Source organism: Lacrimispora sphenoides JCM 1415 (genome assembly GCF_900105615.1).
GTDB classification, from domain to species: Bacteria; Bacillota; Clostridia; order Lachnospirales; family Lachnospiraceae; genus Lacrimispora; species Lacrimispora sphenoides.
Map to the genome: position 1 here is coordinate 2,753,833 of NZ_LT630003.1, position 23,334 is coordinate 2,777,166.

Genomic DNA, 23,334 nt, shown 5'->3' on the forward strand with positions numbered 1-23,334 from the left:
GAGGGATAGGCATGGAAGTTCGTAAATTTATTATTGCACCGGATGTTTCTATTCGGGAGGCAATCAGACAATTGGACCAGACAGCAAGAAAAATCCTTGTTGTTGAAGAAAATAATAAGCTGGCCGGTGTTCTCACAGACGGGGATATCAGGCGGTGGATATTAAAGAATAAGGATATTTCCATGCCGGTACGCCTGATCATGAATACTGCCCCTGTTGTTATAAAAAAAGAGAAAAGCCATCTGGCGCTGGAGATCATGAAAGAAAAGCAAATCGAAGGGCTGCCCCTGGTAAATGATAACAATGAGGTCACCGATATCCTGTTTTGGAATGAGCTGAACGATCATAATCCGGGCTGCCAAAAGAAAACCCAGACACCGGCAGTCATCATGGCAGGAGGCAGGGGTTCCCGGCTATATCCCTATACAAAGATCATTCCAAAGCCTCTGATTCCAATCGGCGATACCCCCATTGTAGAACGGATTATGAATCAGATGATGGAATATGGGTTTTATGAATTCTATCTTACCATAAACTATAAAAAAGAGCTTATAAAAGCCTATTTTAACGATGACCATCGCTATCATCTCCACCTGATTGAAGAGGCTGATCCCTTAGGAACAGCCGGGTCCTTAAACCTGGTCAAAAAGAATATAAAGGGAAGTTTTCTTGTAAGCAACTGCGACATTTTAGTTGATGTCAATTACACCAAGCTTCTTATTTATCACAATACCCATAAAAACAAGATCACAGTTGTTACAGCCATGAAGAGCTATGAGATTCCCTATGGGGTGGTTACCTTAGGCGAAAACGGATCCGTTGATGCCTTAAACGAAAAGCCCAGATATGAGCTGTTAGTGAGTACCGGTCTTTATGTATTAGAGGAGGAAATCTTAAAATACATCCCTCAGGACCAGTATTTTGATATGACAGATTTGATCCGCAAATGCTTAAAAAACGGGGAGCAGGTAGGCGCCTATCCGGTCATGGACAGCGCCTGGCTGGATATGGGGGAATTCAGCGAAATGAAAAAAATGGCCGAGAGAATGAAATTATGAAAGAGGAACTGATTCTGATCGGCGGAGGCGGTCATGCGGAAAGCATCATCGATACCATCAGAGGACTGGAAAAATATAAGATCACCGGCATTCTGGACCGCAGCAAAAAAGCGGGTACAGAGGTCCTGGGCATAAAGATCATAGGAAGTGATGAGGATTTAGCCGGCTGGTTTAACCGGGGAATTAAGAATGCGGTGATCTCCGTAGGAAGCATTGGAAATCCGGGACCAAGGCGGACGCTATACGAGCAGTGCAAGAAAATAGGCTATGAATTACCCAATATCCTGGATAAAAGCTCCATCCTTTCCGAAACTCTTAAAATCGGGGAAGGGAACTTTATCGGTAAGGGGGTCCTTATTAATTCCAATGTTACCGTAGGAAATGGAACGATCATTAATACGGGAGCCATCGTTGAACATGGCTGCAGGATTGATGACTTTGTCCATATCGCACCCGGAAGCGTCTTATGCGGAAATGTCCTGGTCAGGGCCAATTCCCATATCGGATCCCATTCCACCATCATACAAGGCGTTACCATAGGGAATGACACCATAATCGGCGCCGGGAGTCTTGTATTAAAAAATATATCATCAAATATGCTGGCTTATGGAAGTCCGGCAAAGGAGGTAGCTTACCATGAGTAACGTTATGATCATCGCCGAAGCAGGAGTAAACCATAACGGCGACTTAAAGATTGCCAAACAACTGGTGGATGCCGCAAGTGTCATAGGAGCAGACGCCATCAAATTCCAGACCTTTCGGGCTGAGCATCTTGCGGTTCCGGATGCGAGGAAAGCGGACTACCAGATTGAAAATACCGGTCAGACCATGTCACAATACGAAATGTTAAAAAACCTGGAACTATCCTGGCAGGAGTTTGAAGAGCTGTTTCAGTACTGTTCTTTCCGGAACATTCGGTTCCTGTCCTCTCCTTTTGATGAGGAAAGCCTTCTTTTTCTTGACCGGCTTGGGGTTGATCTCATAAAGATTCCCTCCGGAGAGATCACAAATTATGGCTATCTGAAAAAAATAGCTGCATTAAAGAAGCCAGTCATTCTGTCCACGGGTATGTCCACAGAGGAAGAGGTAGGGGAAGCCCTGGAAATCCTGGAGGAAGGCGGACAGGAAATTATACTGCTCCACTGCTCCAGCTCCTATCCTACTCTGATGGAGGATGTGAATTTAAATGCCATGAATTCGTTAAAGCACAAGTTCCAGAAGCGGGTGGGGTATTCCGACCATACGCCGGGAATCGAAGTCGCCATTGCCGCAGCAGCCCTTGGCGCCTGTGTCATTGAAAAGCATATGACCCTGGATAAAACCATGCCCGGTCCGGATCATAAGGCAAGCCTGGAGCCAGATGAATTCCAACAAATGGTGGACAGTATCAGAAATATTGAAGCCGCCCTGGGTGATGGGGTCAAAAAGCCTACCAAGGCGGAACAAAAGAACAGGGATTATGTGAGAAAATACCTGGTGGCTTCCAGGGAAATCAAAAAGGGAGAAGCCTTTACCCTTCAAAACCTGTGCGCAAAACGCTGCGCATATGGGGTATCTCCCATGAAGATCCCCAGCCTGTTGGGAACAGCCGCTCAAAGAGATTATCGGAAAGATGAAAGGATTGACCAATGATCAAATTATGCGTAGTGACCGGAAACCGGGCGGAATTCGGCTTATTAAAGCCGGTGTTAGACCGTGTCAGACAAGACCCGGATTTTAAACTGCAGATCATTGCCACCGGAAGCCATCTGGATACCAGATATGGGCATGGCTGCGAAGACATGGAAAACTGCGGCATAACGATCGATGAAAAAATAGAGATGAACTTAGCCTCAGATTCCTCCCTTGGAATTTGCAAATCCATGGGGCTGGAAATGATCAGCTTATCCGAAGCTTACCATCGGTTAAAACCGGATATGGTTCTGCTTCTTGGGGACCGGTATGAAATCTTTGCTGCAGCAAGCGCTGCCGTCATCTGCAACATTCCCATTGCCCATATACACGGCGGGGAAATAACAAGGGGTGCATACGACGACTCCATGAGGCATGCCATCAGTAAGATGAGCTATCTTCATTTCACCAGCACAATGGAATACCGGAAAAGGGTCATACAACTAGGGGAAGCTCCTGACAGGGTCCATTGGGTCGGAGCTCTTGGTATTGAGAACATAAAGACCATGAAGCTATTAACCAGACAGGAATTGGAGGAAAAGTTAAGGATCTCACTGGCCCCGCCCATTGCTCTTGTCACCTTACACCCTGCCACGTTGGATCAGGAGAGCCCTTCGGCTCAATTTAAACCCCTGGAAGATGCGCTTTTGCATTTTCCGGACTTATTTGTTGTCTTTACAAAAAGCAATTCCGACACCGGTGGGAACCGGATCAACGAATTAATCGATGCTTACGCAAGCAGGAATCCTGACACGTCGGCAGTGTTTCCATCCCTTGGCAGCCAGAATTACTTAAGCCTGATGAACTGCTGCCAGGCTGTGATCGGAAATTCTTCCAGCGGAATCCTGGAAGCGCCTTTTTTTAAGGTACCCTCCGTGAATATCGGAAACAGGCAGGCTGGAAGGATAGCACCTGCCTCTGTCATAAGCTGCGGCTCTTCCGTAAACGAAATCGTGGCTGCGGTCCGAAAAGCCCTGGCCTTTGACCGGTATAAAGAAAAAGTGCCAAACCCTTACGAAGGCCAGGACACCAGCAGACAGATCGTCTCGATCATTAAGCAGACGCTTAAAAAGGGAATTCATCTGGAAAAACATTTTTATGATGTGGAATGGAGGCTGTAATGTATAGAAATAAGACTTTTTTGGCGATCATACCTGCCAGGAGCGGCTCAAAAGGGATCATTGATAAAAACATCCGGGAAATCAACCACAAACCCCTGATGGCATATACGGTGGAAGCCTGTAAACGTTCCGGAATTTTCGATGATATCGTGGTATCGACTGACTCTGTAAAATATGCGGAAATCGCAGAGCGGTTCGGGGCCAGCGTACCCTTTCTACGCCCAAAGGAACTGGCTGCGGATCAGGCTTCCTCCAACGATGTCATACTGCATGTCATCAATGGGCTGAGGCAGCTTGGAAAAGCGTTTGATTGCTTTATGCTTTTACAGCCCACCTCTCCTTTAAGAAACGAAATACATATAATGAAAAGCGCTGATATCCTCCTAGAGAATGATGCCGATTCTGTCGTCAGTATCCGCAAGTCAGACTCCCACTCCTATTTAACTGTTGAGCTTACGGAGGAAGGAAGAGTGAAAGCCTTATTTTCGGATAAAAAACAGGTCAGAAGGCAGGATGTGCCGCCGGAATACAGAATTAACGGGGCTATTTACCTGGCTCTGACCAGTTATTTTATGAAGCATAGAAGCTTTTATGAGGGCAAAACCCTGCCCTATTTGATGAACGCCTTTGATTCCATTGACATCGATGATGATTTCCAGCTGAAAATAGCAGAATTGCTTCTCATTGACAAAAACTTATCAAACCCGTTCTGACAGGAATCCCGTCAATTGCCTTCCGCAATCAGCCCCAGGGCCAGGAGGGCACTTTTTTCAAGCGCATCTTCCGTTGTAAATTCATCAGGCGTATGGACCTCATTCATTCCGCAGGCCACTACGATCCCCCGAATCCCGCCCCTGACAAAGTGGTTATTATCACTGCCGCCCAGAGTATACTGAATGGTGCCTTTTAAGCCAAGGGACCGGCAGACGCGCTTGAACCGTTCTACCACTTCTTCACTGTCACTTATTTCATAGGCTTCGATCTGCTTTTCCACAGTGATCTCCAGGCTTCCGCCATATCCTGCCGCATTCCCTTCAAAGATCTCCTTCAGCCTGTTCCATTCAGCCAGAGCCTTATGATCCTTTAAACTCCGGATCTCCCCTGATACAATGCATTCGTCAGAAACAATGTTGGTTTGCTTTCCACCGCTTATTTTTCCAATGTTTACAGTTGTTTCATCGTCTACCCAGCCCTGCTTTAACTGGGAAATGGCATGAGCTGCGATTTCAATGGCATTGATCCCAAGCTGTGGACAAAAGCCTGCATGGGCATTTTTGCCCTTCACCTTGATTGCAAAGGAAAGTAGGGTGGGTGCAGCGGTTGCGGCCAGGCCAATCTCTCCGCTTAAATCAAATACATAAGCCTGTTTTGACTTTATTTTGGAATAATCAATCAGCTGGCTTCCTTTTCCGTAGTTCTCTTCTGCTACCGGAAACAGGACCTCAATATCTCCATGTGGGAGGTTGTTTTCCTTAACCACCCGGACTGCCTCCAATATGGCGGCGATTCCGGAAAGGTCGTCGGCACCAAGCACCGTATCCCCTTCCGAGGTAATCTTCCCCTTCTCATCCTGGACTGCGCGTTTCCCCTTCCCAGGCTTTACCGTATCCATATGGGCCGACAGCAAAATGGGGGCAGAATCTGTGGTTCCCTTTAAATATCCGTAAAGATTTCCTGTGGGAGCAGCGGTTCCATATTCCGGCAGCTTCTCTTTCAGCCGGTGACCGGCATCATCTTCCCGTACCTCAAATCCAAGCTGTTTTAATTCGCCTGTTAAATAGTCCGCAATTTCCCTTTCCTGATAAGTTTCGGAATCGAATTCCACCATTTTTTTAAATTGGCTGACCAGCCTGCTTCTTTGAATCATATCGCCACCTGCTCTTTTCCTATGGGTTCATATATTAATTATCATATCTTTTAAACTTTTCTTCCGGTGTTTTGCTTAATTCCTTCCGGTTCTGTGGTGCAGACCAGATACCCTCGTAATCAATCTGGTTCACGAAACGGGAATTAAAATCCTGGAAAAAGGACTTGTTTTCTGACTGGGGCGCCGCAATATCCCGAAAGTACGTATTGTTTCTGAATGCAGGAATTTCATATAAGTCCCTGCAATATCCCCAGATGTTCTCGTAATCAACGATTCTGTGCTTTATGGGGCCCAGATTCCTGTAATAATGGGTATCAAACCTTGCCAGGGTCACAAAAAGTCTCACATCGCTGTCAGTCACATAATCTCCAAATAAGAAACGGGTTTTGGAAAGACGCTCTTCGATGAGGTCCAGTGCATGATAAAAGTCTTCAAATGCCTCTTCATAAGCTGTGATGGACTGCGCAAACATCATCCGGTAGGTCCCGTTATTTACATTGGGAAAAAGCCAGTCATTGTAATCATCGATCTCTTTTCTCAGTTCCTCCGGGTACAGATCCGGGGCATCCGGGCTTTGAAATGGACGGAACGCTGTTTCGAAGTAGTTGGTCAGCCTGTGGTAATCATTATTTACTACCTTTTCTGCAGTAACATCGACCAGGGCCGGCACAGTGCAGCGTCCTTCATAATCCGGGTCCGCATGATAGTATAGCTCACTTAAATACTGAACGCCGAGGACCGGGTCTTTTCTGTCCTCATTATACACGAATTCCCAGCCATATGCACGATTTTCTTTGCTGTGGCCAACTAAATTGATACCGATTGCCTCCTCAAGTCCTAATAGTTCCCGTACAATGGAAGCCCGGTTGGACCAATGACAGCCTTTTGCCCAAAACAGCCGGTACCGGCCGCTTTCTGCCTTTAAATCATTTTCACCATCACCAAATGGAGTTGTAAAATGGTTGGGCTGACGAATAAATGCTCCTCTTTCATCGATTTCCTTCTCTATTTCCTTTGGGCGTATCTTTTGCCCGATGCTGCAGCTTGACATATGAATCTCCTCCTATTGGCTCAATATTTTTTCTGTATAAATAATCTTAAAAATACCTGTGTCCATCTGCCTGCTGTAATCCGCTTTATAACCCAGGGCTTCATAAAAGCCTACCGCTTCATCCCGGCTGGTGATGCAGACTTTTTTAAACCCGGATTCCTGGATCCAGCGTTCGGCCTCTTCGATTAACAGCCGCCCTACTCCCTTTTTCCGGTATTCCTTAAGGACGCTGACCCGCTCAATTTTAGCCGCTCCTTCTCCCTCGGGAAAACGGATCCTGCAGGCTGCAATCGGATTGATATCATCCAGTACCAGCACATAGAGAGATTTTTCGGAATCTCTTTCATCAAATTCTTCATATATCGGAACATGGAACCCTTTTACCATGGTTTCTGTCCTTACATAATGAACGCCTGCTAACTGCCAGAGTTCCTTTACCCTTACCGCCTTCATAACCGCCACTCCTTTATGTCAATCGGATATTCGCAATCCGTGATCCTACTTGATGAGGTTAAAATTTATTTTATCCCTGCCATGAGGTGTTTTCCAGATGGAAAGATCCGGTCCCTTAGGTACGATACCATATGGATTCGTGGAAACAGCACATAAATGATAGTGTTTTTTGATAGCCTCTAAATCCGTGGTATCGCCAAATCCCGGCTGTTCATATAGATCCCTTGCATATCCCCAGAGATTAGGGAAATCGGAAATCAGGCTGCGGTTTAATAAAAAGCCATTATAGTAGGCCACATCAAAGCGGGCCAGGGTCACATACAATCGAATATCGGATTCCGTGATGTTATCCCCAAACAGGTAACGGCTGTGACTTAAGCGTTCTTCCAGCCAGTCAAGACGGTGAAAGACAAGTTCATATGCCTCCTCATAAGCTTCCTGACTTCTGGCAAAACCTGCTTTGTAGACTCCGTTGTTAATTTCATGGAAAAGAATATCATTTAATGCATCAATCTCTTCTCTTAATGCAACCGGGTATAAATCCGGTGCTCCCGGCTTATGATACTTCTTCCACTCCACCTCCCAGTATCTGGTCAGGTTAAAGTAATCGTTATTTACGACCTTTCCTGTCGTTAAATCCACGACTGCAGGTACGGTAAACCTTCCCTTATATCCGGGATCTGCTTTTAAATAGGCTTCACTTAAATACCGGATCTTTAATACCGGATCTTCCTCATTCTCATCCAGAGTAAATGCCCAATCGGTCCGCTCCACATCAGGTCTTAGAGGATCCAGCGTACCCAGACTGATTACATCCTGAAGCCCAAGCAGGCTCCTTACAATGACAGAGCGGTGGGCCCATGGGCAGGCAGGGGACCAGAACAGGCGGTATCTTCCTGCTTCTACAGGCAGCTGCCCTTCTTCTGTTCCAAATGCCGTTGTAAACTGGTTTTTCTGCCGGTTGAATTTCCCGTCTTTTTCGATTTCATCCTTTATAAATTTCTTTGACATAGTAATTACCTCATCCTTTTTTTAAACCTGCCTAATGTTTCATATCGTCTCTGCCGTATTCATCGACAAAGCGGTATTTTTCCGGAAGCAGGAATCCTTCTTTTTTCATCCAGTTTAAAGAATCTTCTGATCCCCGGAATATGCTCATGGCTGTCTTATTCCTGCGAAATCCCATTTTTTCGTATAGAGCGACCGTCCTGGGATGGGTGTATAGGATGACATTCTGGCCCTTAACCTGATCAAGCAGCAATTCAATCAGTTTTCTGCCGATTCCGTATCCCTGATATTCTTCATCAAGAGCAATATTATAGATCGCTGCCTGGCAGACGCCATCGGATAAGGCCCTTCCAACCCCCACGATCCTCTCTTTGTCATAGACAAACACTACAGCATAACTGTTGTTAAAGATGGTCTCCTGATCTTTTGCAGACCGGTCCGACAGCCCGGAACGCCGAAGCACATCGGCGACTTCCTGCCAGTGAATCCCTTCCTTTGTTATCTTGTAGGTGATATCATTCATGGAAGACCTCCTGAAGTTTCAATTTTTTATCCGGGTCCCTGCTTAAGTTTTCCCGCCCTGACGGCAGCTCCCAGCCACTGACATCAGGTCCCTTGGCAACTATGGAATATACATTTCCCCATAGAGGTTTTAGATGGGGCGATAATTGATAATGCTTTTTGTATACATCAAAATAGGTGCTTTCTTTTATTTCCGGAACCTGATATAAATCTCTGGCATAGGGCCACAAATTCTTATACTCCACCAGTCTCTTTTTGTTTGCATGAAAAACCTGATGGTATACCACATCAAATCTAGCCAGAGTCGGATACAGCCTGATATCAGAGTCCGTAATATAATCTCCGAATAAAAAACGCCTTGATTCCAGTCTTTGATCCAGGAGATCCATTGCCTTAAAAAAGGCTTCAAAAGCCTTCTCGTATGCTTCCTGAGATCTGGCAAAGCCAACGTCATATACGCCATTGTTGATTCTTTCGAATATGAAATGGTTGAGCTCATTGATTTCTGTCCGAAGATCAGCCGGATAAAGCTCCGGTGCACCGTCCTTATGATATGGCTTCCATGCAGTTTCAAAATAGACCGGGATCCAGAAGTGATCATTATTCACACCTTTTCCTGAGGTTGTATCTGCCAGAATGGGAACGGTAGGCCGTTCCTTGTAATCTCCGTCAGGAGTATCCCTGTCATAAATTTCTTTTAAATAGTGGATTCCCAAAACAGGATCCTTCTCACCCGGATCCTCTGTAAATACCCAGCCTTTGGGATCACGGAAAATTCCCGTTGTTCCAAGGCTGATAACCTTATCCAGTCCCAAAAGCCTTCTGGCTATTATGACCTTGTGCGCATGGGGACAGGCCGGCATCCAAAGCAGTCGGTACCGGCCGGCTTCCACCGGCCACTCCCCTTCTTCCCTGCCAAATTTCTTTTTAAATAAATTATCCTGGACCTTGATTTCCCCGCCCGCCTGAATTTGATGACGAAATGTGTTCTCAAAGACTTCGATTCCTTCTGCCATATCATTCTCCCTGTCAAGCGGATATTTGCAATCCGCGGCCTTTCTTGATTCGGTTATATCGTATAATCAGCGCTTTCCAACATGTGAATCTTTACTAAAAACTCCTTTAACCGTTGGTTTTTCGGATTATCAAAGATCTCTTTCGGTGTTCCGTCAGCTACAATTTTTCCGTTTTCCAGGAAAATGATCCGATTGGCCACGTTTCTCACAAAATTCATCTCATGGGTTACAAGGAGTATGGTATTGCCCTCCTGGGCTGCCTTTTTTATAGTAATCAGAACTTCGCTCACCAGCTCCGGGTCCAGAGCCGATGTCGGTTCATCCATGAGAAGCAGTTTCGGATTCATAGCCAGCGCCCTTGCGATGGCCACCCTTTGCTGCTGCCCTCCGGATAAATGCCTGGGATAATGGGACAAACGGTCCCCCATCCCTACCTTCTGCAAGTGCTTTTCCGCAATGCTTCTGGCCTCGTTTTTCTTTAGCTTTTTTACTACCAACAGCCCTTCCATTACATTTTCCAGGGCGGTCCGGTTCTTGAAAAGATTAAACTGCTGGAATACCATTTCCGTATTCTTCCGCAACTCCAGTTTTTCCCTGGCTGATCTTGTAGTAAGGTCGATTTCCTGATCGTTTATCTTGATGGTTCCCTTTTCCGGTTTTTCAAGCAGATTGATGGAACGGAGCAGGGTGGACTTACCGGTTCCTGATGGTCCGATGATGGCGACCACATCACCTTCGTGTATGACCAGATCAATGTTATCCAGCACCACGTTCTTGCCAAATTTTTTACTTAATCCACGAATTTCAATGACACTCACACTTATTCCTCCTTTCCCTGTTCCTGTCCATGCTTTTTGGACAGGACCCGCCCCGTTTTACCGGGTGTAAAGATATGTCCGCAGGACTCTTCTGCCGAAACCGTTTCCGGAACGCTCATCTTTTTTTCTAAATATACAAACAGCCGCTCAATAAAAATCGTCATTACCCAGTAGATGATAGCCAGAGAACAATATGCTTCAAAATACCGGTAGCTGTTTCCAGCAAGAATCTTACCCTGAGCCGTTATCTCAACGACCGAGCAGGTAAATGCAAGTGAGGTCCCCTTTACCAGGCTTATGAGGGAGTTTCCCAGGGATGGGAGGGCTACAGTCACCGCCTGGGGGAACAAAACCCTGCGGAATATCTGGAACCCGTTCATTCCAAGAGCCTTGGCTGCCTCAACCTGCCCTTTTTCCACGGACTGTATGGCTGCCCGTATGGTTTCTGAATCAAAGGCAGATTGATTAAGCCCCAGGGCCACGATCGCAAAAATAATTGACGGGATTCCATTTACGTTATAAGAAGTTCCATTGTAAAAGTTATAGTATTTCAATGCGATAGGAATTCCAAAATACGTAAGATAAAGCTGGACGATAATCGGAGTTCCCCGTACGACCGAAACAAATAAAGTACATAATTGCCGCAGGACCGGGACATTGTGGATCTTCACTACGGCGATCAAAAGCCCTATCACCCAACCGATTATCAGGGCAACTCCTGTCAGCTGCAGTGTTACAGGCAAGTATTTCAGCAATGCAGGAATTTCCGTGAACACCAGCTGCCAGTCAAATATTTTGCTCATCTTGTTCCTCCGGTTTTATTAATAAGATGGGGAGTAATCGGATCCAAACCATTTTAAGTTAATTTCCTTAGAAGTTCCGTCCTCAATCACTTCTTTTAACGCCTTGTCGATATCCTCTACCAGTTTCTCATTTCCCTTGCTGACAATCAGATAACTGAAGGGTTCTTCCATTAAGTCCTTTGAAAGGGTGTTGCTGATGGAAGCTCCTTCCACATTAAAACTAAATTCTTTCTGATAATACTCGAACATCGGTTTATCCATTAATACAAAATCATATTTCCCTGCTTCCACATCCTGAATCTGCAGCACAAGGTCTTCATCACTGTATTCGATTGCAATGGGATTCTGGCTATGGGCGGCGTTATAGTTTTCCAGGGCTGTGGTGATATTAATTCCCGCAGATGAAATAGTCTTTAAGCCAGCAAGATCATCCCATGTCTCTATGCCTGCTGCCTTTTCATTGTTCTTTGCAAAGATGGCAACGTACTCATTGGCAAAGATCGGATCGGTAAATAAATACTTTTCTTTTCTGCTCTCATTCTTCGCAAAATTATTTACACCGATCTGGTACCGGTCGGAATCCAGGCCTGCGAAAATGGAGGTAAAATCGGTCACTTCGATTTCAAGCTTATATTGGGGGAGCCGGTCAAAAACAGCTTTGATCAGTTCAATATTGTGACCGGTAAGCTGATTGCTGCTGTCCACAAAGGTGAACGGCTTTGGAGAACCGCCTGTTGCCGCATGAATGACCACCGGTTCTGCTGTGCCTGCAGCCTCACTGCTCTCCTCCTGTGTCGCCGGTTCTTCTGAACTTTCTGTTTTTGTTGTTTCCTCAGCTGCTTTGGTTGCCGCCGGATTAGTACTGCTCTTGCATCCGGTCAGGGCTCCTAATACGGCCACTGCCGTAAGCACCCCCAGGATTGATTTGCCTGCAATATTTTTCTTCATAATTTTCTCTCCTCTTTTATAAAATGATTTTCTTTGTTTGGGTTATCTCCTTCCTGTTACCGGATGGAGTCTATGCTATTGCAATTCCTGGGGAACGAACCACAAGCCTGAGTTGTTCTTTTTCATATACTCTTTCAATTCGTCCGAGTGATAAGCAGCTGCGATGTCCTTTGCCCATTTTGTATCTTTGTTCTCTTCTTTTACAACCACCTGTAAAATCAGATGATCCAAAATATCTTCTTGTAATATGGCGGTAGATGGATCAATGCCTGCATTATAAACAATGCTTCCTGTGATCACTGCAAAGTCAAAATCATCCAGAGCAGGAGGGATGTTTAACGAATCCATTTCCACAAAATTGATGTTGTACGTGTTTTCAATGATGTCGGATTGTTTCACCGTTTCAAGGGGAACATCCGGGTTAAGCTTGATCCAGCCGGCCTTTTGAAGAAGTGCATAAGCACGTGCCGTATTGGATGCGTCATTTGGCACTGCGACAATCGCGCCATCCGCTATGGCGTCCAAAGAGGTGTGCTTTGCAGAAAACAGTCCGGCGGGAACGGTGGGTATGGGGGAGATGGGAACAAGGTTTCCATTTTGCTTATTGTTGAAATTTTCTGCATAAGCAGTATGCTGTTCCACGTTAAAGTCAATTTCACCTTCATTCAACGCGGTATCATTCTGCAAAAGGTCTGAAAAATCAACCACTTCCAGCTGATACCCCTGCTTCTCTAAGATGGGTTTCACTGCATCTTCAAATAATACCGTATAGGGTCCTGCAGCCTTGCCGTATTTCAATGTTTTTTTGTCCTGGCCCAGCTTGCTTTCGCTATTGGCTGAGCAGCCGGCGACAGTGACGGCAAGTAAGGCAGCGATGATAATCAATCCAATTTTTTTCATAAACAGGTTCCTCCTTTATTCACGTGCTCTGACACGTTTTGATAAATAATTTCCAAGCCCTTGAATCAGCTGCACAAACACGATCAATACGATTACGGTCGCAACCATTAAGGGTGTGTTAAATTGCTGATACCCATAGGTTAATGCCAGGTTACCAACACCGCCTCCGCCTATGGCTCCCGCCATGGCGGTTGCACCAAGGAGACCGATGGTGCCTGTGGTCAGGGACAAGATCAGCGAACCCAATGCTTCCGGCAGCAAAAAGTACCAAATAACCTGCAAAGGAGTCGCCCCCATGGCTTCCGCCGCTTCGATGATGCCCTTATCAACCTCAAGCAGCGAGCTTTCTACCAGGCGCGAAAGAAATGGAGTAATGTAAAACACCAGCGAAACCAAAGCGGCCTGGGTGCCGATCCGGGTACCCACAATGATTTTTGTTAAGGGCATAATTGCCACCAGCAAAATAATATATGGCACGGAGCGCACAATGTTAATTGTGTAATTGATCAGGGTATAGACAGCTTTGTTTTGCAGGATACCGCCCTTACGTGTAATGGTAAGTAATATGCCGAGGGGAATCCCAAGTAGTGATCCCAGCACCAGCCCCCAGAACAGCATATAAACGGTCTGGCCGGCAGCAATTATCATCTGTTCGCTTGTAATGCCTAAATATTGCTCAATCATTGCGATCCTCCTCTCCCCCGGTCAAACGTAAGACTTCCACATAGACTCCGGAATCTTCAATAAATTGCTGCACCTCGTCAAGCCTTTGAGCGGAACCAAATACCTGCACAATCATAACGCTGAACACAACTCCCTGAAGTTCACAAACGGTGGCAAACAAAATGCTGTTTTCCAAGTGGTATTCCGCGCTTATGCGGTACAGCAGGGGTTTTCCGGCAATATTTCCTTGAAAACGCAGACGGAAAATCCGGTTATCTCCCTGATATTTAAGAATTTCCCGGGCAAGGCTCCTGGGTATGCTGTCGTCAATCACGGTCTTTACAAAACTTCTGGTAATTTTATTCTGTGGATTACCGAATACTTCAAGCACTGTTCCCTTCTCTAGCACCCTTCCATTATCCATAACCGCAACTTTGTTACAAACATCACAAATAACGTGCATTTCGTGAGTGATCAGGAGAATCGTAACATTCAGCTCCCTGTTTATTTTTTTCAATAACTCCAGAATAGAATCCGTGGTCTTAGGATCCAAAGCACTTGTAGCCTCGTCGCAAAGTAAGATGCTGGGATTTGTGGCAAGGGCGCGGGCTATGCCGACCCTTTGTTTTTGACCGCCTGAAAGCTTTGATACATTGGTGTGGGTTTTATCCTCAAGCTCTACAAACTGCAAGAGCTCTTTTACCCGCTTTTCTATGTCCTTTTTGGGCACTTTGTTCAATACCAGCGGCGCCGCTACGTTCTGAAAAACAGATTTGGACTGGAGCAGATTAAATTGCTGGAAAATCATGCCGATATTCTTTCTCAGCTTTCGTAAGTCCGGTTTTGACAGGGTGGTGATGTCCGTGCCATCAACCAGTACCCGCCCTTCTGATGGGCGCTCCAATAAGTTTACCAGGCGTACCAGGGTAGATTTACCTGCTCCGCTGAAACCTATCACTCCGAAAATATCGCCCTTTTTTACTGTAAGGCTGACCTGCCGCAAGGCATGAACTTCACCAGAAGCAGAATCAAACCGTTTACTTACGTTTTGAATTTCAATCATCAGATGCCTCCTGCGCAGGAATCAATTCCCCGCTTTTTAAGGCTAAAAGAGTTTTTTGTGCCAAAGCTGCAAAATAATCAATGGCCGGCTTCAATGCATTGGTGTCAACTTGAAATTTCGGGTGGTGGTTGGGATAGGACTCACCAGTTCCTATACGAATGAAGAAACCTGGAATCTTTTCCTGATAAAAGGCAAAGTCTTCTCCGCCAAGAGACGGTGAAGAAGTTTTGACCTTCAGCCCCTGTTCTTTTGCTACGGCGGCAGCAGCAGGCTCAAAACACGGGGCATTATTTGTGGCAGGAGGCCCTGCAAGCCAGTCTATTTCTGCTTCTGTCCCCTGTGACAATGCAATATGCTGAACCAGTGTACGGAAACGTTCTTCGATCAGACGGCGATTGTGTCTACCCATGGTGCGTACCGTTCCTTCAAGCTCTGCTGTCTGCGGAATTACATTCCATGTGTTACCTGCCGTAACACGGGTTATGCTGAGCAGGCCCTGAGAAAACGGATCAATATTACGGCTGATGATGCTTTGGGCAAGGGTTACAATCTGTGATGCTGTAAGCACAGGATCAATTCCGTCCTGAGGGTGAGCCGCATGGGTGCCTTTTCCCGTAAGCCTGACTGTAAACCTGTCAACAGCGGCGGTAACACTTCCGGAAACAATTCCTACAGTTCCAACCGGGAGTGTGATATCGGTATGCAGGCCGTAGATCCCGTCAACATCATCAAGAACCTTTGTTTTGATTACTTCCAAAGCACCGACCGAGGATTCCTCGGCGGGTTGAAACAGGATTTTTACCGTTCCGTGCAAATGTTCCCGCTGCTCCTGTAATTTTTTTGCCACATACAGCATCACTGTGGTATGAAAGTCGTGACCGCAGGCGTGCATCTTTCCAGTTATGGCAGAGGCATAGGGTAACTCGGTTTCTTCCTGCACGGGCAGAGCGTCGATATCGCAGCGCAGTGCGATCACAGGACCGTCGTTTTCACCTTGTATTTCTGCTGCCAATCCTGTTTTTAAATCCAAATCCAGGATACGGATATTGTAGTATTCTAAAAACTCACGAATTCGGCCCGTTGTCTCGTACTCTTCAAAGGATAGTTCGGGATTTTGGTGAAACCAATGAAAGGTTTCTGTAATCTGGTTATAAAATGTAGAATCAGACATAAACGCTCCTGCCTTTCCTATTTTCTCTTTCCGAATTTCTCATCCCTGTTATTCGGTTCATCCCAGATGGAAACATCCGGTCCCAGGGGAAGAATGTTATATGGATTGTGTCCATGGCTTCCCAGGAGATATCCCCTTTTTATGGAATCAAAATCCGTGGCCTCTTTAAATGCCGGAATCGTATACAAGTCCTTTGCATAATTCCACAGATTATCAAAATCCGCAATGCGGTTCCTGTTTGTCTTATGACTGAAATAGTAAGCCACGTCAAACCGGGCAAGGGTTACATATAACCGGATATCAGAATCAGTGAGCCGGTCTCCAAACAGATATCTCCCCTTGGAAAGCCGTTCTTCCAGCCAGTCAAGCCTTTGAAACAGCACATCATATGCAGTTTCATATTCTTTTTGGGACTGTGCAAAACCTGCTTTGTATACCCCGTTGTTCACTTCATGGAATAAGATCACATTGAGTTCATCAATTTCCTCTCTTAAATCCTCAGGATACAGATCCGGTGCCCCCGGCTTATAAAATGGCTTCCATGCGGTTTCCCAGTAATTTGTCAAACGGTGATAATCGTTGTTTACCACCTTTCTGGTCTTTAAATCTACCACAGTGGGAACCGTTGCCCTTCCTTCATATTCCGGGTCTGTGGCTGCATAGATTTCCGGGAGATACCGGATTTTAAGAACCGGATCCACGCCGCCCTCGTCAAGGGAAAATTCCCAGCCGTTCTCCGTTCTTACGGGACTTACCTTACCGACGCTGATCGCATCTTCCAGCCCCAGAAGCTTTAAGGCAATGATCTGTCTTGTGGCCCATGGGCATAGGGGCGTCCATATGAGCCGGTACCGCCCGGCTTCCACCGGAAGCTCTCCCTCCCCTTCACCAAAGGGTGTGACAAAATAATTATCCTGTCTTACAAAAGCGCCTGTTTCAGATACTTCGTGGGTATCTTCTGTGGTCGCTACCTTTCCGAATCTCTCTTCTATTGCCATATTTTCTTCCTTCTTTCCTAAATTTGAGTACAAAAAAAGCAGATGCCCTCTGACACCTGCCTTCTATGCATAAAAACCATGCACAGGAGTTTCAGGTTTCAAGACACAAATTAAATGACCATTCTTTCCGCATTTACAGCAACAACACATCTTCTCATTCATCTGAACCATTATTAACTCCTTTCCAAACTTTTCTGATTCCTTATATTCATATCTTACCATTCCTATAGGTATTTGTATAATATGAAAAAAATACAGCTGGTAATAAGATAATCTTATAGCCAGCTGTTTCCTAAACCACCAGTCATCTTATTTCATGAAACAATTTAGCCGAATAAAGGAGTGGACAAATACCGGTCACCGGAATCCGGCAGTAAGACGACGATGGTCTTTCCCTTGTTTTCCGGTCTTTCCGCCAGCAGCTTTGCGGCTTTTAGTGCAGCGCCGGAAGAGATCCCCACCAGAATTCCCTCTGATACTGCAAAAGCCTTACCTTCCTTAAATGAATCCTCATTCTCAACGGTAATTATTTCATCGTAAATTCCGGTATCCAGGACTTCAGGCACAAATCCTGCGCCGATACCCTGAATCTTGTGAGGCCCTGGTTTGCCTCCGGAGAGTACCGGACTGCTTGCCGGTTCTACCGCTACAATTCTGACATCCGGTTTCTTTTCCTTTAAATATTGTCCCACACCTGTAATGGTTCCGCCTGTACCTACGCCAGCTACAAAAATGTCCACTTCCCCAGCTGTCTGTTCCCAGATCTCCGGCCCGGTGGTTTCCTTGTGTACTTTGGGGTTTGCCTGGTTCACAAACTGTCCCAGGATTATAGAACCAGGTATGCTGTCTTTCAGCTCCTCTGCTTTCTCAATAGCCCCTCTCATGCCCTTTGCTCCCTCAGTTAATTCTAATTCTGCACCATAGGCTTTTAATAAGTTTCTACGTTCCACGCTCATGGTATCCGGGAGCGTCAGAATGGTCCGGTAGCCTTTGGCCGCCGCAACGGCTGCCAAACCGATTCCGGTATTTCCTGATGTCGGCTCAATGATGGTTGCTCCAGGCTTTAAGATCCCTTTTTCTTCTGCATCTTCAATCATGGCAAGAGCGATCCTGTCTTTAACGGAACCGGCAGGATTTAAGTATTCCAGCTTAGCCAGAAGCGTAACGCCCTCGATTCCTTCCTTTGCACTGTACCGGTTTAATTTGAGTATCGGTGTTCCACCAATGAGTTCCACTGCGCTTTCTTTAATTGTTCCCATATTCTTTACCTCCGTTTTATATGATATTTAATATTTTTGGTTAATTAAATGAAAATAGAGCGGCTGCCAATTAGGGCACCTGCTCCTTTGTTCCGCTGAAATATGGATATTTCTCATATTCCAGGATATCAGGCATCATAATAAGCATTACAACAAAGCTATATCTCTATTCATACATACAGTCTGACAACAACATCTATTATTATAAAATCCATGATTACCTGCTGCCATGAATTTGAATTCCTTCATACTGATCATCTCTTTTCATTACCTATATTTTTAATAGGTTTATATGCTATAATTATATTAATATACGAAGAGAAATGTGTCAATACCTTTTTACAATATTTTTATTGATTCCGTTGCCGATCATCCCCTCTTATAATTCATGCCAAAGATGCAGAGCCAAACACATGTTAAGGAAACGTGGTGATCGGCTCTGCAACTTTTTGGTGTCATCGAAAATGGTGATATAATAAATCTTTTATTTCCATATCTTCCATTTTTTATTATAAACCAGGTGAAATCTGGTAACACTACTGGTAAATAAATTAGGAGGAACAAAACATGGTCGCACTGAAAGACAGCGTTACAAAAGAGAACCTTTTAAAAGCTTTTGCAGGAGAGTGCCAGGCTTGGCGGCGTTACGAATTTGCCGCGTCCCAGGCAAAAAATCAAAATCTTGCTGTTTTATACTGGCTTTTCCATTATACCGGAAATCAAGAGAAGGAACACGCTGAGGTATTCTATAATCACTTAAAAGAGTTCCATGGTCAGGAAATCTCCATAAGCGCCAACTATCCAATTGACAACTCCAATAACATCCTGGAGCTTTTGCAGCTCTCCGCCCAACATGAAGCTGCCGAGCACGACACCATTTATAAATCCTTTGGCGACAAGGCTAAGGAAGAGGGATTTTCCAGTATCGCAAATTCCTTTTATATGATCGCTGAAGTTGAAAAAGTACACAGCCAGCGTTTTGCCCAGTATGCGCAGCTGGTGCAAGACAATAAACTTTTTGAAAACGATACGACCACAGAATATATCTGCTTAAACTGCGGTCATATCCATAAAGGAACCAAAGCGCCGCAGGTCTGCCCTGTTTGCAGCCATAACCAGGGGTATTTTGTACGCCGGGAAGACTCTCCATTCGGAAAATAAAGGAATTTGACGTATGGGCATAATTGCCTGTTTTCCTTAATAAACAAAAGCATAGAATAAACGCCGAAGCCTCGCAATGACATCCTTTTTATGCGGGGCTCCGGCGTTTTCCATATCAGAAACCATTTCATAATCACGACTGGTGATAAAATTATGTTTCATAACGTTTTTATAGCTTGCTCTAAGTTATCTAAGGCCTGCTCCAGAATAGACCGGGGGCATGCGATGTTGATTCTTTCAAATCCCTCTCCCACCGGACCGAACATGGCCCCGCTGTCCAGCCAAAGCCCTGCCTTTTTTATGATCAGGTCTTCTCTCTCCCCTTCTGTAAGGCCCAGTTCCCGGAGATCCAGCCAGACAAGATAGGTTCCTTCCGGTTCTATAAGCTTGACGTTGGGTATTTTTTCTTTTAAAAACTCACGTACATAGGAAACGTTTGCCTTTAAATACTCCATGAGCTGATCATGCCACTCTTCTCCATTGCGGTACGCCGCTTCACATGCAGTTAAGCCCAGGGTATTAAGCTGACTGTACCCGGCTGCCGCCACCTGTCTGCGGAACCTACGCCTCAGCTTCTGATTTGCAATAAATATATTGGAAACCTGTAAACCCGCCAGATTAAAGGTCTTACTTGGGGAGGTACAGGTAATAGTCCTGTTTTTTAGTTCTTCGCTTAGATTGGCAAATACCAGGTGCTCTCCCTCAAACACAAAATCCTGATGAATCTCATCGCTGACCACAAGGATATCCCTGCGAATACAGATTTCCCCTAATTTTACCAACTCCTCCCGGCTCCAGACTCTTCCTACCGGATTATGGGGACTGCATAATAGAAATAATTTCACATGGAACTCTTCTGCTTTTCTTTCAAAATCTTCTAAATCCATGTGATACTTGCCATCTTCTCCAAGATACAGGGAATTATCCACGACTACCCTGTCATTATCCTCAATGATTTCGCTGAAGGGATAATATACCGGCTGCTGGATCATAACCCCATCCCCCTGATCTGTAAAAGCCTGGACAGCCATGGCTAAGGCAAATACAACACCAGGTGTTTTGATCAGCCATCTGCTCTCCACATTCCAGTGATGCTTTTTTTCCATCCAGTCCCGGATGGCTTCAAAATATTCTTCCTGGACCTCGCTGTAACCAAAAATCCCATGGTCAACCCGCTCATGAAGGGCCTCCAAAATCTTCCCGGATACCTTAAAGTCCATATCCGCTACCCACAGGGGTAAAAGATTTTCCGGTTTTCCCCTTCTTATTGCAAAATCATACTTGAGACTGTTCGTATGTTTACGGTTTATGACTTCATCAAAATTAATCGTTTCCTTACACATAAAATATTCTCTCCAATTCCCTTATCAGATCTTCTGAGTCCTCGATCCCCACTGATAATCTTAAGATCCTGTCGGTAACGCCATTGGCGGCCAGAACCTCTTTCGGCACATCGGCATGAGTCTGGGTAATCGGGTAAGTGATCAGCGTTTCCACACCACCCAAACTTTCTGCAAAACGGATCAGTTTCACCTCTTTTAAAATCCGATGGGCAAGCTCCGTTGTCTCCACCTCAAAGGTTACCATGGAGCCAAATCCCCTTGCCTGCTTTTTACAGACCTCGTGACCGGGATGAGACTGGATTCCGGGGTAATATACCTTTGTGACCTTCTTTTCCCTGCACAGCCATTCCACAAGTTTTCTGGCATTCTCCTCTCCCCGCTCCATCCGGATTCCAAGGGTTTTAATCCCTCTTAATATGAGCCAGCTGTCAAAAGGAGACAGACCAGAACCTACCGTCTTAATTATAAACCTGAGCTTTTCGGATATCTCTGCCGAGGCGGTGACCAGAAAGCCTGCGATGGTATCATTATGGCCGCCCAGATATTTGGTTCCGCTGTGGACAACAATATCAGCCCCCAGCTTCAATGGGTTTTGAAAGTAAGGGGACAAAAACGTATTGTCCACGATCAAAAGCAAATGGTTCTTCTTTGCAATCTCTGCCAGCTTACCGATGTCTATAACATTCATCATAGGGTTTGTCGGAGTCTCTATGTATATTGCTTTTGTATTTTCACCGATCAGGTTTTCAAATTCTGCAATGTCCCCGCGGGAACAGTCTACGGAACTGATCAAAATCCCGTTCTTCTTGCTGATATTATCAAACAAACGGATGCTCCCGCCATATAAATCACAATCGGTTATTATATGGTCTCCCGGCTGAAACAGTTCCATTAAAGCCGTGATTGCTGCCATACCGCTTGAAAATGCCAGGGCATCCACTCCATTTTCAAGGGAAGCCACCACCTTTTCCAGCTGCTCTCTGGTTGGATTCTGCAGGCGGCTGTAATCATAACCGGTGCTTTCCCCGATTCCCCTATGAGCAAAGGTCGCTGTCTGGTAAATAGGAAAGCTGATGGCTCCAGACTTGTCTGTAGCAACCCCTTCCCCATTGCCGTATAAACATTTAGTAGAAATCCCGTATTCCATATTCATACCCCTCTTTCTCAATTTGGAATCATGCATTTATTCTTTCCTTAAGTATACCAATGGAACGCCGCCAATGGTATTACTTAAAAGCAATCACCTGCTATAGTTAATTTCTATTGCTAAAGAATTTTATTTCATGGGTTGAATACCTATTCAACCCATGGTAAAATAGGTATTGATACACAAAATTGTTTTGTAAGGTGGTATACTATGAAAATATCAACTCGCGGCCGCTATTCCCTTCGCATGATGATTGATTTAGCGGAACATTATAATGAGGAATTCATTGCCTTAAAGGACATTTCCGAAAGGCAGAACATTTCTAAAAAATATCTTGAACAGATTGTTCCTTTTTTAAACCGTAGCAATCTGCTCACTACCTACCGTGGTCACATGGGTGGTTATAAGCTGGCAAGGCAACCCTCCCAGATAACCATCGGAGATATCCTGCTCAGCTCAGAAGGAAGCTTAAATCCTGTCAGCTGTATGGACAACGATCCAAACATATGCTCCAGGCAGGCTGACTGTCTGACTCTTCCCATCTGGCAGGGGCTTTCAGAAGTTATTGCAAATTATTTAAATGGCATTACCCTGCAGGACATTCTTGACAGGTATCAGGAGTCTCCTGAATATTATATTTAGGGAAGTGAAACTCAAATACACTCATATTTATGAGATTTCCTTTTAAATCAAGGATTTCACAGCTTTATTATGGATATGTTATTTTTGCGCTTAAAGATGTAGGATATTCAACATACAGGCTTAAAAAGGAAAAGCTTTTAAGCGAAGCAACTATGCAGAAGTTCCGCAATAACGAGCCAGTATCTTGGGATAATATCTCAACTGTTTGCTAATTACTTAAATGTCAGAATGGGAATTTATTGGAATACGTATCTGACGAGGAAGAGTAGGCTTGATATACCGTTCCAGATATGCTATATTAGAATTACAAAAGGAACAACCGCCCCAATACAAGGGGTTGGCCATTAAATGAGATAGAAAACTCCACCCTACTTAACACGCCAATGTTTTACAAGGGTGGTTTTTCTATGCCTGTTTCCAGGACTTTAAAGAAAAACGCTACTTACAATTAACGAAAATAAAGGTAAGTAATGCGATTATGAACATACCAAAGGCCATAAGGTCTTTAAAGTCATATTTCATCCGCACCACCTCCCATCTATGTATGATGGAAGGCCAAACGCCCTTGCAGTGACACGATTATTCCATTCCACTATGGTAACATATCCCATTTCAATGTGCAATTACTTCAGCCTCCCGCTTTCCCTGTTT

At 45.1% G+C, this 23,334-nt stretch carries 24 protein-coding genes; 7 read left to right on the plus strand and 17 right to left on the minus strand.

Annotation, left to right across the window (positions count from 1 at the left end):
* Positions 1-11: 11 nt before the first annotated feature.
* The 5 genes from BMX69_RS12475 to BMX69_RS12495 are packed head-to-tail and all read left to right on the plus strand — an operon-like array spanning position 12 to position 4,563.
* Positions 12-1,058, plus strand: coding sequence for a nucleotidyltransferase family protein (locus BMX69_RS12475; RefSeq protein WP_100042508.1), 1,047 nt, complete (start codon positions 12-14; stop codon positions 1,056-1,058).
* Positions 1,055-1,702 carry an acetyltransferase gene (locus BMX69_RS12480; protein ID WP_100042509.1) on the plus strand — a complete coding sequence of 216 codons (648 nt, stop codon included), beginning with the start codon at positions 1,055-1,057 and terminating at the stop codon, positions 1,700-1,702. Before BMX69_RS12475 ends, BMX69_RS12480 begins: the two co-directional genes overlap by 4 nt.
* Entirely contained in the window at positions 1,695-2,690 is a 996-nt protein-coding gene (gene neuB, locus BMX69_RS12485; protein ID WP_100042510.1) for an N-acetylneuraminate synthase, read from the plus strand. The genes BMX69_RS12480 and neuB overlap by 8 nt, the downstream gene beginning before the upstream one ends.
* Entirely contained in the window at positions 2,687-3,850 is a 1,164-nt protein-coding gene (neuC, locus tag BMX69_RS12490; protein WP_100042511.1) for a UDP-N-acetylglucosamine 2-epimerase, read from the plus strand. The genes neuB and neuC overlap by 4 nt, the downstream gene beginning before the upstream one ends.
* Positions 3,850-4,563, plus strand: coding sequence for an acylneuraminate cytidylyltransferase family protein (locus BMX69_RS12495; protein ID WP_100042512.1), 714 nt, complete (start codon positions 3,850-3,852; stop codon positions 4,561-4,563). Before neuC ends, BMX69_RS12495 begins: the two co-directional genes overlap by 1 nt.
* An 11-nt stretch (positions 4,564-4,574) precedes the next feature.
* Here BMX69_RS12495 and BMX69_RS12500 read toward each other — a convergent pair whose 3' ends face one another.
* The 15 genes from BMX69_RS12500 to cysK form a co-directional block, all read right to left on the minus strand.
* Positions 4,575-5,717 carry a M20/M25/M40 family metallo-hydrolase gene (locus tag BMX69_RS12500; RefSeq protein ID WP_242941251.1) on the minus strand — a complete coding sequence of 381 codons (1,143 nt, stop codon included), beginning with the start codon at positions 5,715-5,717 and terminating at the stop codon, positions 4,575-4,577.
* Between the two features lie 34 nt (positions 5,718-5,751).
* Positions 5,752-6,768, minus strand: coding sequence for a glutathione S-transferase C-terminal domain-containing protein (locus BMX69_RS12505; RefSeq protein ID WP_054790863.1), 1,017 nt, complete (start codon positions 6,766-6,768; stop codon positions 5,752-5,754).
* Positions 6,769-6,780: 12 nt separating this feature from the next.
* On the minus strand, positions 6,781-7,221 hold the full coding sequence (locus BMX69_RS12510; RefSeq protein ID WP_100042513.1) for a GNAT family N-acetyltransferase: 441 nt from the start codon (positions 7,219-7,221) through the stop codon (positions 6,781-6,783).
* Between the two features lie 45 nt (positions 7,222-7,266).
* A complete protein-coding gene (locus BMX69_RS12515; RefSeq protein WP_100042514.1) occupies positions 7,267-8,232 on the minus strand; it encodes a glutathione S-transferase family protein in 966 nt (321 codons plus the stop codon).
* 31 nt (positions 8,233-8,263) lie between these two features.
* Positions 8,264-8,752 carry a GNAT family N-acetyltransferase gene (locus BMX69_RS12520; RefSeq protein ID WP_100042515.1) on the minus strand — a complete coding sequence of 163 codons (489 nt, stop codon included), beginning with the start codon at positions 8,750-8,752 and terminating at the stop codon, positions 8,264-8,266.
* The gene (locus tag BMX69_RS12525) at positions 8,745-9,767 is read right to left on the minus strand and encodes a glutathione S-transferase C-terminal domain-containing protein (RefSeq protein WP_100042516.1); all 1,023 of its coding nucleotides are present in this window, start codon (positions 9,765-9,767) and stop codon (positions 8,745-8,747) included. The genes BMX69_RS12520 and BMX69_RS12525 overlap by 8 nt, the downstream gene beginning before the upstream one ends.
* A 53-nt stretch (positions 9,768-9,820) precedes the next feature.
* Positions 9,821-10,585: an amino acid ABC transporter ATP-binding protein gene (locus BMX69_RS12530; protein ID WP_100042517.1), complete on the minus strand. Its 765-nt coding sequence runs from the start codon at positions 10,583-10,585 to the stop codon at positions 9,821-9,823.
* 2 nt (positions 10,586-10,587) lie between these two features.
* The gene (locus BMX69_RS12535) at positions 10,588-11,388 is read right to left on the minus strand and encodes an amino acid ABC transporter permease (RefSeq protein WP_100042518.1); all 801 of its coding nucleotides are present in this window, start codon (positions 11,386-11,388) and stop codon (positions 10,588-10,590) included.
* Between the two features lie 18 nt (positions 11,389-11,406).
* Entirely contained in the window at positions 11,407-12,336 is a 930-nt protein-coding gene (locus BMX69_RS12540) for a transporter substrate-binding domain-containing protein (RefSeq protein WP_054790866.1), read from the minus strand.
* A gap of 75 nt (positions 12,337-12,411) precedes the next feature.
* Complete coding sequence (locus BMX69_RS12545) at positions 12,412-13,236, minus strand: MetQ/NlpA family ABC transporter substrate-binding protein (RefSeq protein WP_054790867.1); 825 nt, start codon at positions 13,234-13,236, stop codon at positions 12,412-12,414.
* A gap of 15 nt (positions 13,237-13,251) precedes the next feature.
* Positions 13,252-13,920: a methionine ABC transporter permease gene (locus BMX69_RS12550; RefSeq protein WP_100042519.1), complete on the minus strand. Its 669-nt coding sequence runs from the start codon at positions 13,918-13,920 to the stop codon at positions 13,252-13,254.
* Complete coding sequence (locus tag BMX69_RS12555; protein ID WP_054790868.1) at positions 13,913-14,962, minus strand: methionine ABC transporter ATP-binding protein; 1,050 nt, start codon at positions 14,960-14,962, stop codon at positions 13,913-13,915. The genes BMX69_RS12550 and BMX69_RS12555 overlap by 8 nt, the downstream gene beginning before the upstream one ends.
* Positions 14,955-16,133 (minus strand): amidohydrolase, encoded by a 1,179-nt coding sequence (locus BMX69_RS12560; RefSeq protein ID WP_100042520.1) that lies wholly within the window; start codon positions 16,131-16,133, stop codon positions 14,955-14,957. Before BMX69_RS12560 ends, BMX69_RS12555 begins: the two co-directional genes overlap by 8 nt.
* Positions 16,134-16,150: 17 nt before the next feature.
* Positions 16,151-17,131: a glutathione S-transferase family protein gene (locus BMX69_RS12565; RefSeq protein WP_100042521.1), complete on the minus strand. Its 981-nt coding sequence runs from the start codon at positions 17,129-17,131 to the stop codon at positions 16,151-16,153.
* Positions 17,132-17,457: 326 nt separating this feature from the next.
* Entirely contained in the window at positions 17,458-18,390 is a 933-nt protein-coding gene (gene cysK, locus BMX69_RS12570) for a cysteine synthase A (RefSeq protein ID WP_054790869.1), read from the minus strand.
* A gap of 567 nt (positions 18,391-18,957) precedes the next feature.
* Here cysK and rbr point away from each other — a divergent pair.
* Positions 18,958-19,551 carry a rubrerythrin gene (rbr, locus tag BMX69_RS12575; protein ID WP_054790870.1) on the plus strand — a complete coding sequence of 198 codons (594 nt, stop codon included), beginning with the start codon at positions 18,958-18,960 and terminating at the stop codon, positions 19,549-19,551.
* A 158-nt stretch (positions 19,552-19,709) separates the two neighbouring features.
* On the opposite strand, the gene BMX69_RS12580 is transcribed toward rbr, so the two are convergent.
* Positions 19,710-20,894 (minus strand): MalY/PatB family protein, encoded by a 1,185-nt coding sequence (locus tag BMX69_RS12580; protein WP_100042522.1) that lies wholly within the window; start codon positions 20,892-20,894, stop codon positions 19,710-19,712.
* Entirely contained in the window at positions 20,887-22,041 is a 1,155-nt protein-coding gene (locus tag BMX69_RS12585) for a trans-sulfuration enzyme family protein (RefSeq protein ID WP_054790917.1), read from the minus strand. Before BMX69_RS12585 ends, BMX69_RS12580 begins: the two co-directional genes overlap by 8 nt.
* A gap of 210 nt (positions 22,042-22,251) precedes the next feature.
* Here BMX69_RS12585 and BMX69_RS12590 point away from each other — a divergent pair, with 210 nt between their 5' ends.
* Positions 22,252-22,683: an RrF2 family transcriptional regulator gene (locus tag BMX69_RS12590; protein WP_025234287.1), complete on the plus strand. Its 432-nt coding sequence runs from the start codon at positions 22,252-22,254 to the stop codon at positions 22,681-22,683.
* The last annotated feature ends 651 nt before the right edge of the window (positions 22,684-23,334 follow it).

Excerpts from the sequence above, each read along its gene's own strand:
- BMX69_RS12475 (WP_100042508.1), top strand. The coding sequence starts at position 12 with ATGGAAGTTCGTAAATTTATTATTGCACCGGATGTTTCTATTCGGGAG.
- BMX69_RS12480 (WP_100042509.1), top strand. The coding sequence starts at position 1,055 with ATGAAAGAGGAACTGATTCTGATCGGCGGAGGCGGTCATGCGGAAAGC.
- neuB (WP_100042510.1), top strand. The coding sequence starts at position 1,695 with ATGAGTAACGTTATGATCATCGCCGAAGCAGGAGTAAACCATAACGGC.
- neuC (WP_100042511.1), top strand. The coding sequence starts at position 2,687 with ATGATCAAATTATGCGTAGTGACCGGAAACCGGGCGGAATTCGGCTTA.
- BMX69_RS12495 (WP_100042512.1), top strand. The coding sequence starts at position 3,850 with ATGTATAGAAATAAGACTTTTTTGGCGATCATACCTGCCAGGAGCGGC.
- BMX69_RS12500 (WP_242941251.1), bottom strand. The coding sequence starts at position 5,717 with ATGATTCAAAGAAGCAGGCTGGTCAGCCAATTTAAAAAAATGGTGGAA.
- BMX69_RS12505 (WP_054790863.1), bottom strand. The coding sequence starts at position 6,768 with ATGTCAAGCTGCAGCATCGGGCAAAAGATACGCCCAAAGGAAATAGAG.
- BMX69_RS12510 (WP_100042513.1), bottom strand. The coding sequence starts at position 7,221 with ATGAAGGCGGTAAGGGTAAAGGAACTCTGGCAGTTAGCAGGCGTTCAT.
- BMX69_RS12515 (WP_100042514.1), bottom strand. The coding sequence starts at position 8,232 with ATGTCAAAGAAATTTATAAAGGATGAAATCGAAAAAGACGGGAAATTC.
- BMX69_RS12520 (WP_100042515.1), bottom strand. The coding sequence starts at position 8,752 with ATGAATGATATCACCTACAAGATAACAAAGGAAGGGATTCACTGGCAG.
- BMX69_RS12525 (WP_100042516.1), bottom strand. The coding sequence starts at position 9,767 with ATGGCAGAAGGAATCGAAGTCTTTGAGAACACATTTCGTCATCAAATT.
- BMX69_RS12535 (WP_100042518.1), bottom strand. The coding sequence starts at position 11,388 with ATGAGCAAAATATTTGACTGGCAGCTGGTGTTCACGGAAATTCCTGCA.
- BMX69_RS12540 (WP_054790866.1), bottom strand. The coding sequence starts at position 12,336 with ATGAAGAAAAATATTGCAGGCAAATCAATCCTGGGGGTGCTTACGGCA.
- BMX69_RS12545 (WP_054790867.1), bottom strand. The coding sequence starts at position 13,236 with ATGAAAAAAATTGGATTGATTATCATCGCTGCCTTACTTGCCGTCACT.
- BMX69_RS12550 (WP_100042519.1), bottom strand. The coding sequence starts at position 13,920 with ATGATTGAGCAATATTTAGGCATTACAAGCGAACAGATGATAATTGCT.
- BMX69_RS12555 (WP_054790868.1), bottom strand. The coding sequence starts at position 14,962 with ATGATTGAAATTCAAAACGTAAGTAAACGGTTTGATTCTGCTTCTGGT.
- BMX69_RS12560 (WP_100042520.1), bottom strand. The coding sequence starts at position 16,133 with ATGTCTGATTCTACATTTTATAACCAGATTACAGAAACCTTTCATTGG.
- BMX69_RS12565 (WP_100042521.1), bottom strand. The coding sequence starts at position 17,131 with ATGGCAATAGAAGAGAGATTCGGAAAGGTAGCGACCACAGAAGATACC.
- cysK (WP_054790869.1), bottom strand. The coding sequence starts at position 18,390 with ATGGGAACAATTAAAGAAAGCGCAGTGGAACTCATTGGTGGAACACCG.
- rbr (WP_054790870.1), top strand. The coding sequence starts at position 18,958 with ATGGTCGCACTGAAAGACAGCGTTACAAAAGAGAACCTTTTAAAAGCT.
- BMX69_RS12580 (WP_100042522.1), bottom strand. The coding sequence starts at position 20,894 with ATGTGTAAGGAAACGATTAATTTTGATGAAGTCATAAACCGTAAACAT.
- BMX69_RS12585 (WP_054790917.1), bottom strand. The coding sequence starts at position 22,041 with ATGGAATACGGGATTTCTACTAAATGTTTATACGGCAATGGGGAAGGG.
- BMX69_RS12590 (WP_025234287.1), top strand. The coding sequence starts at position 22,252 with ATGAAAATATCAACTCGCGGCCGCTATTCCCTTCGCATGATGATTGAT.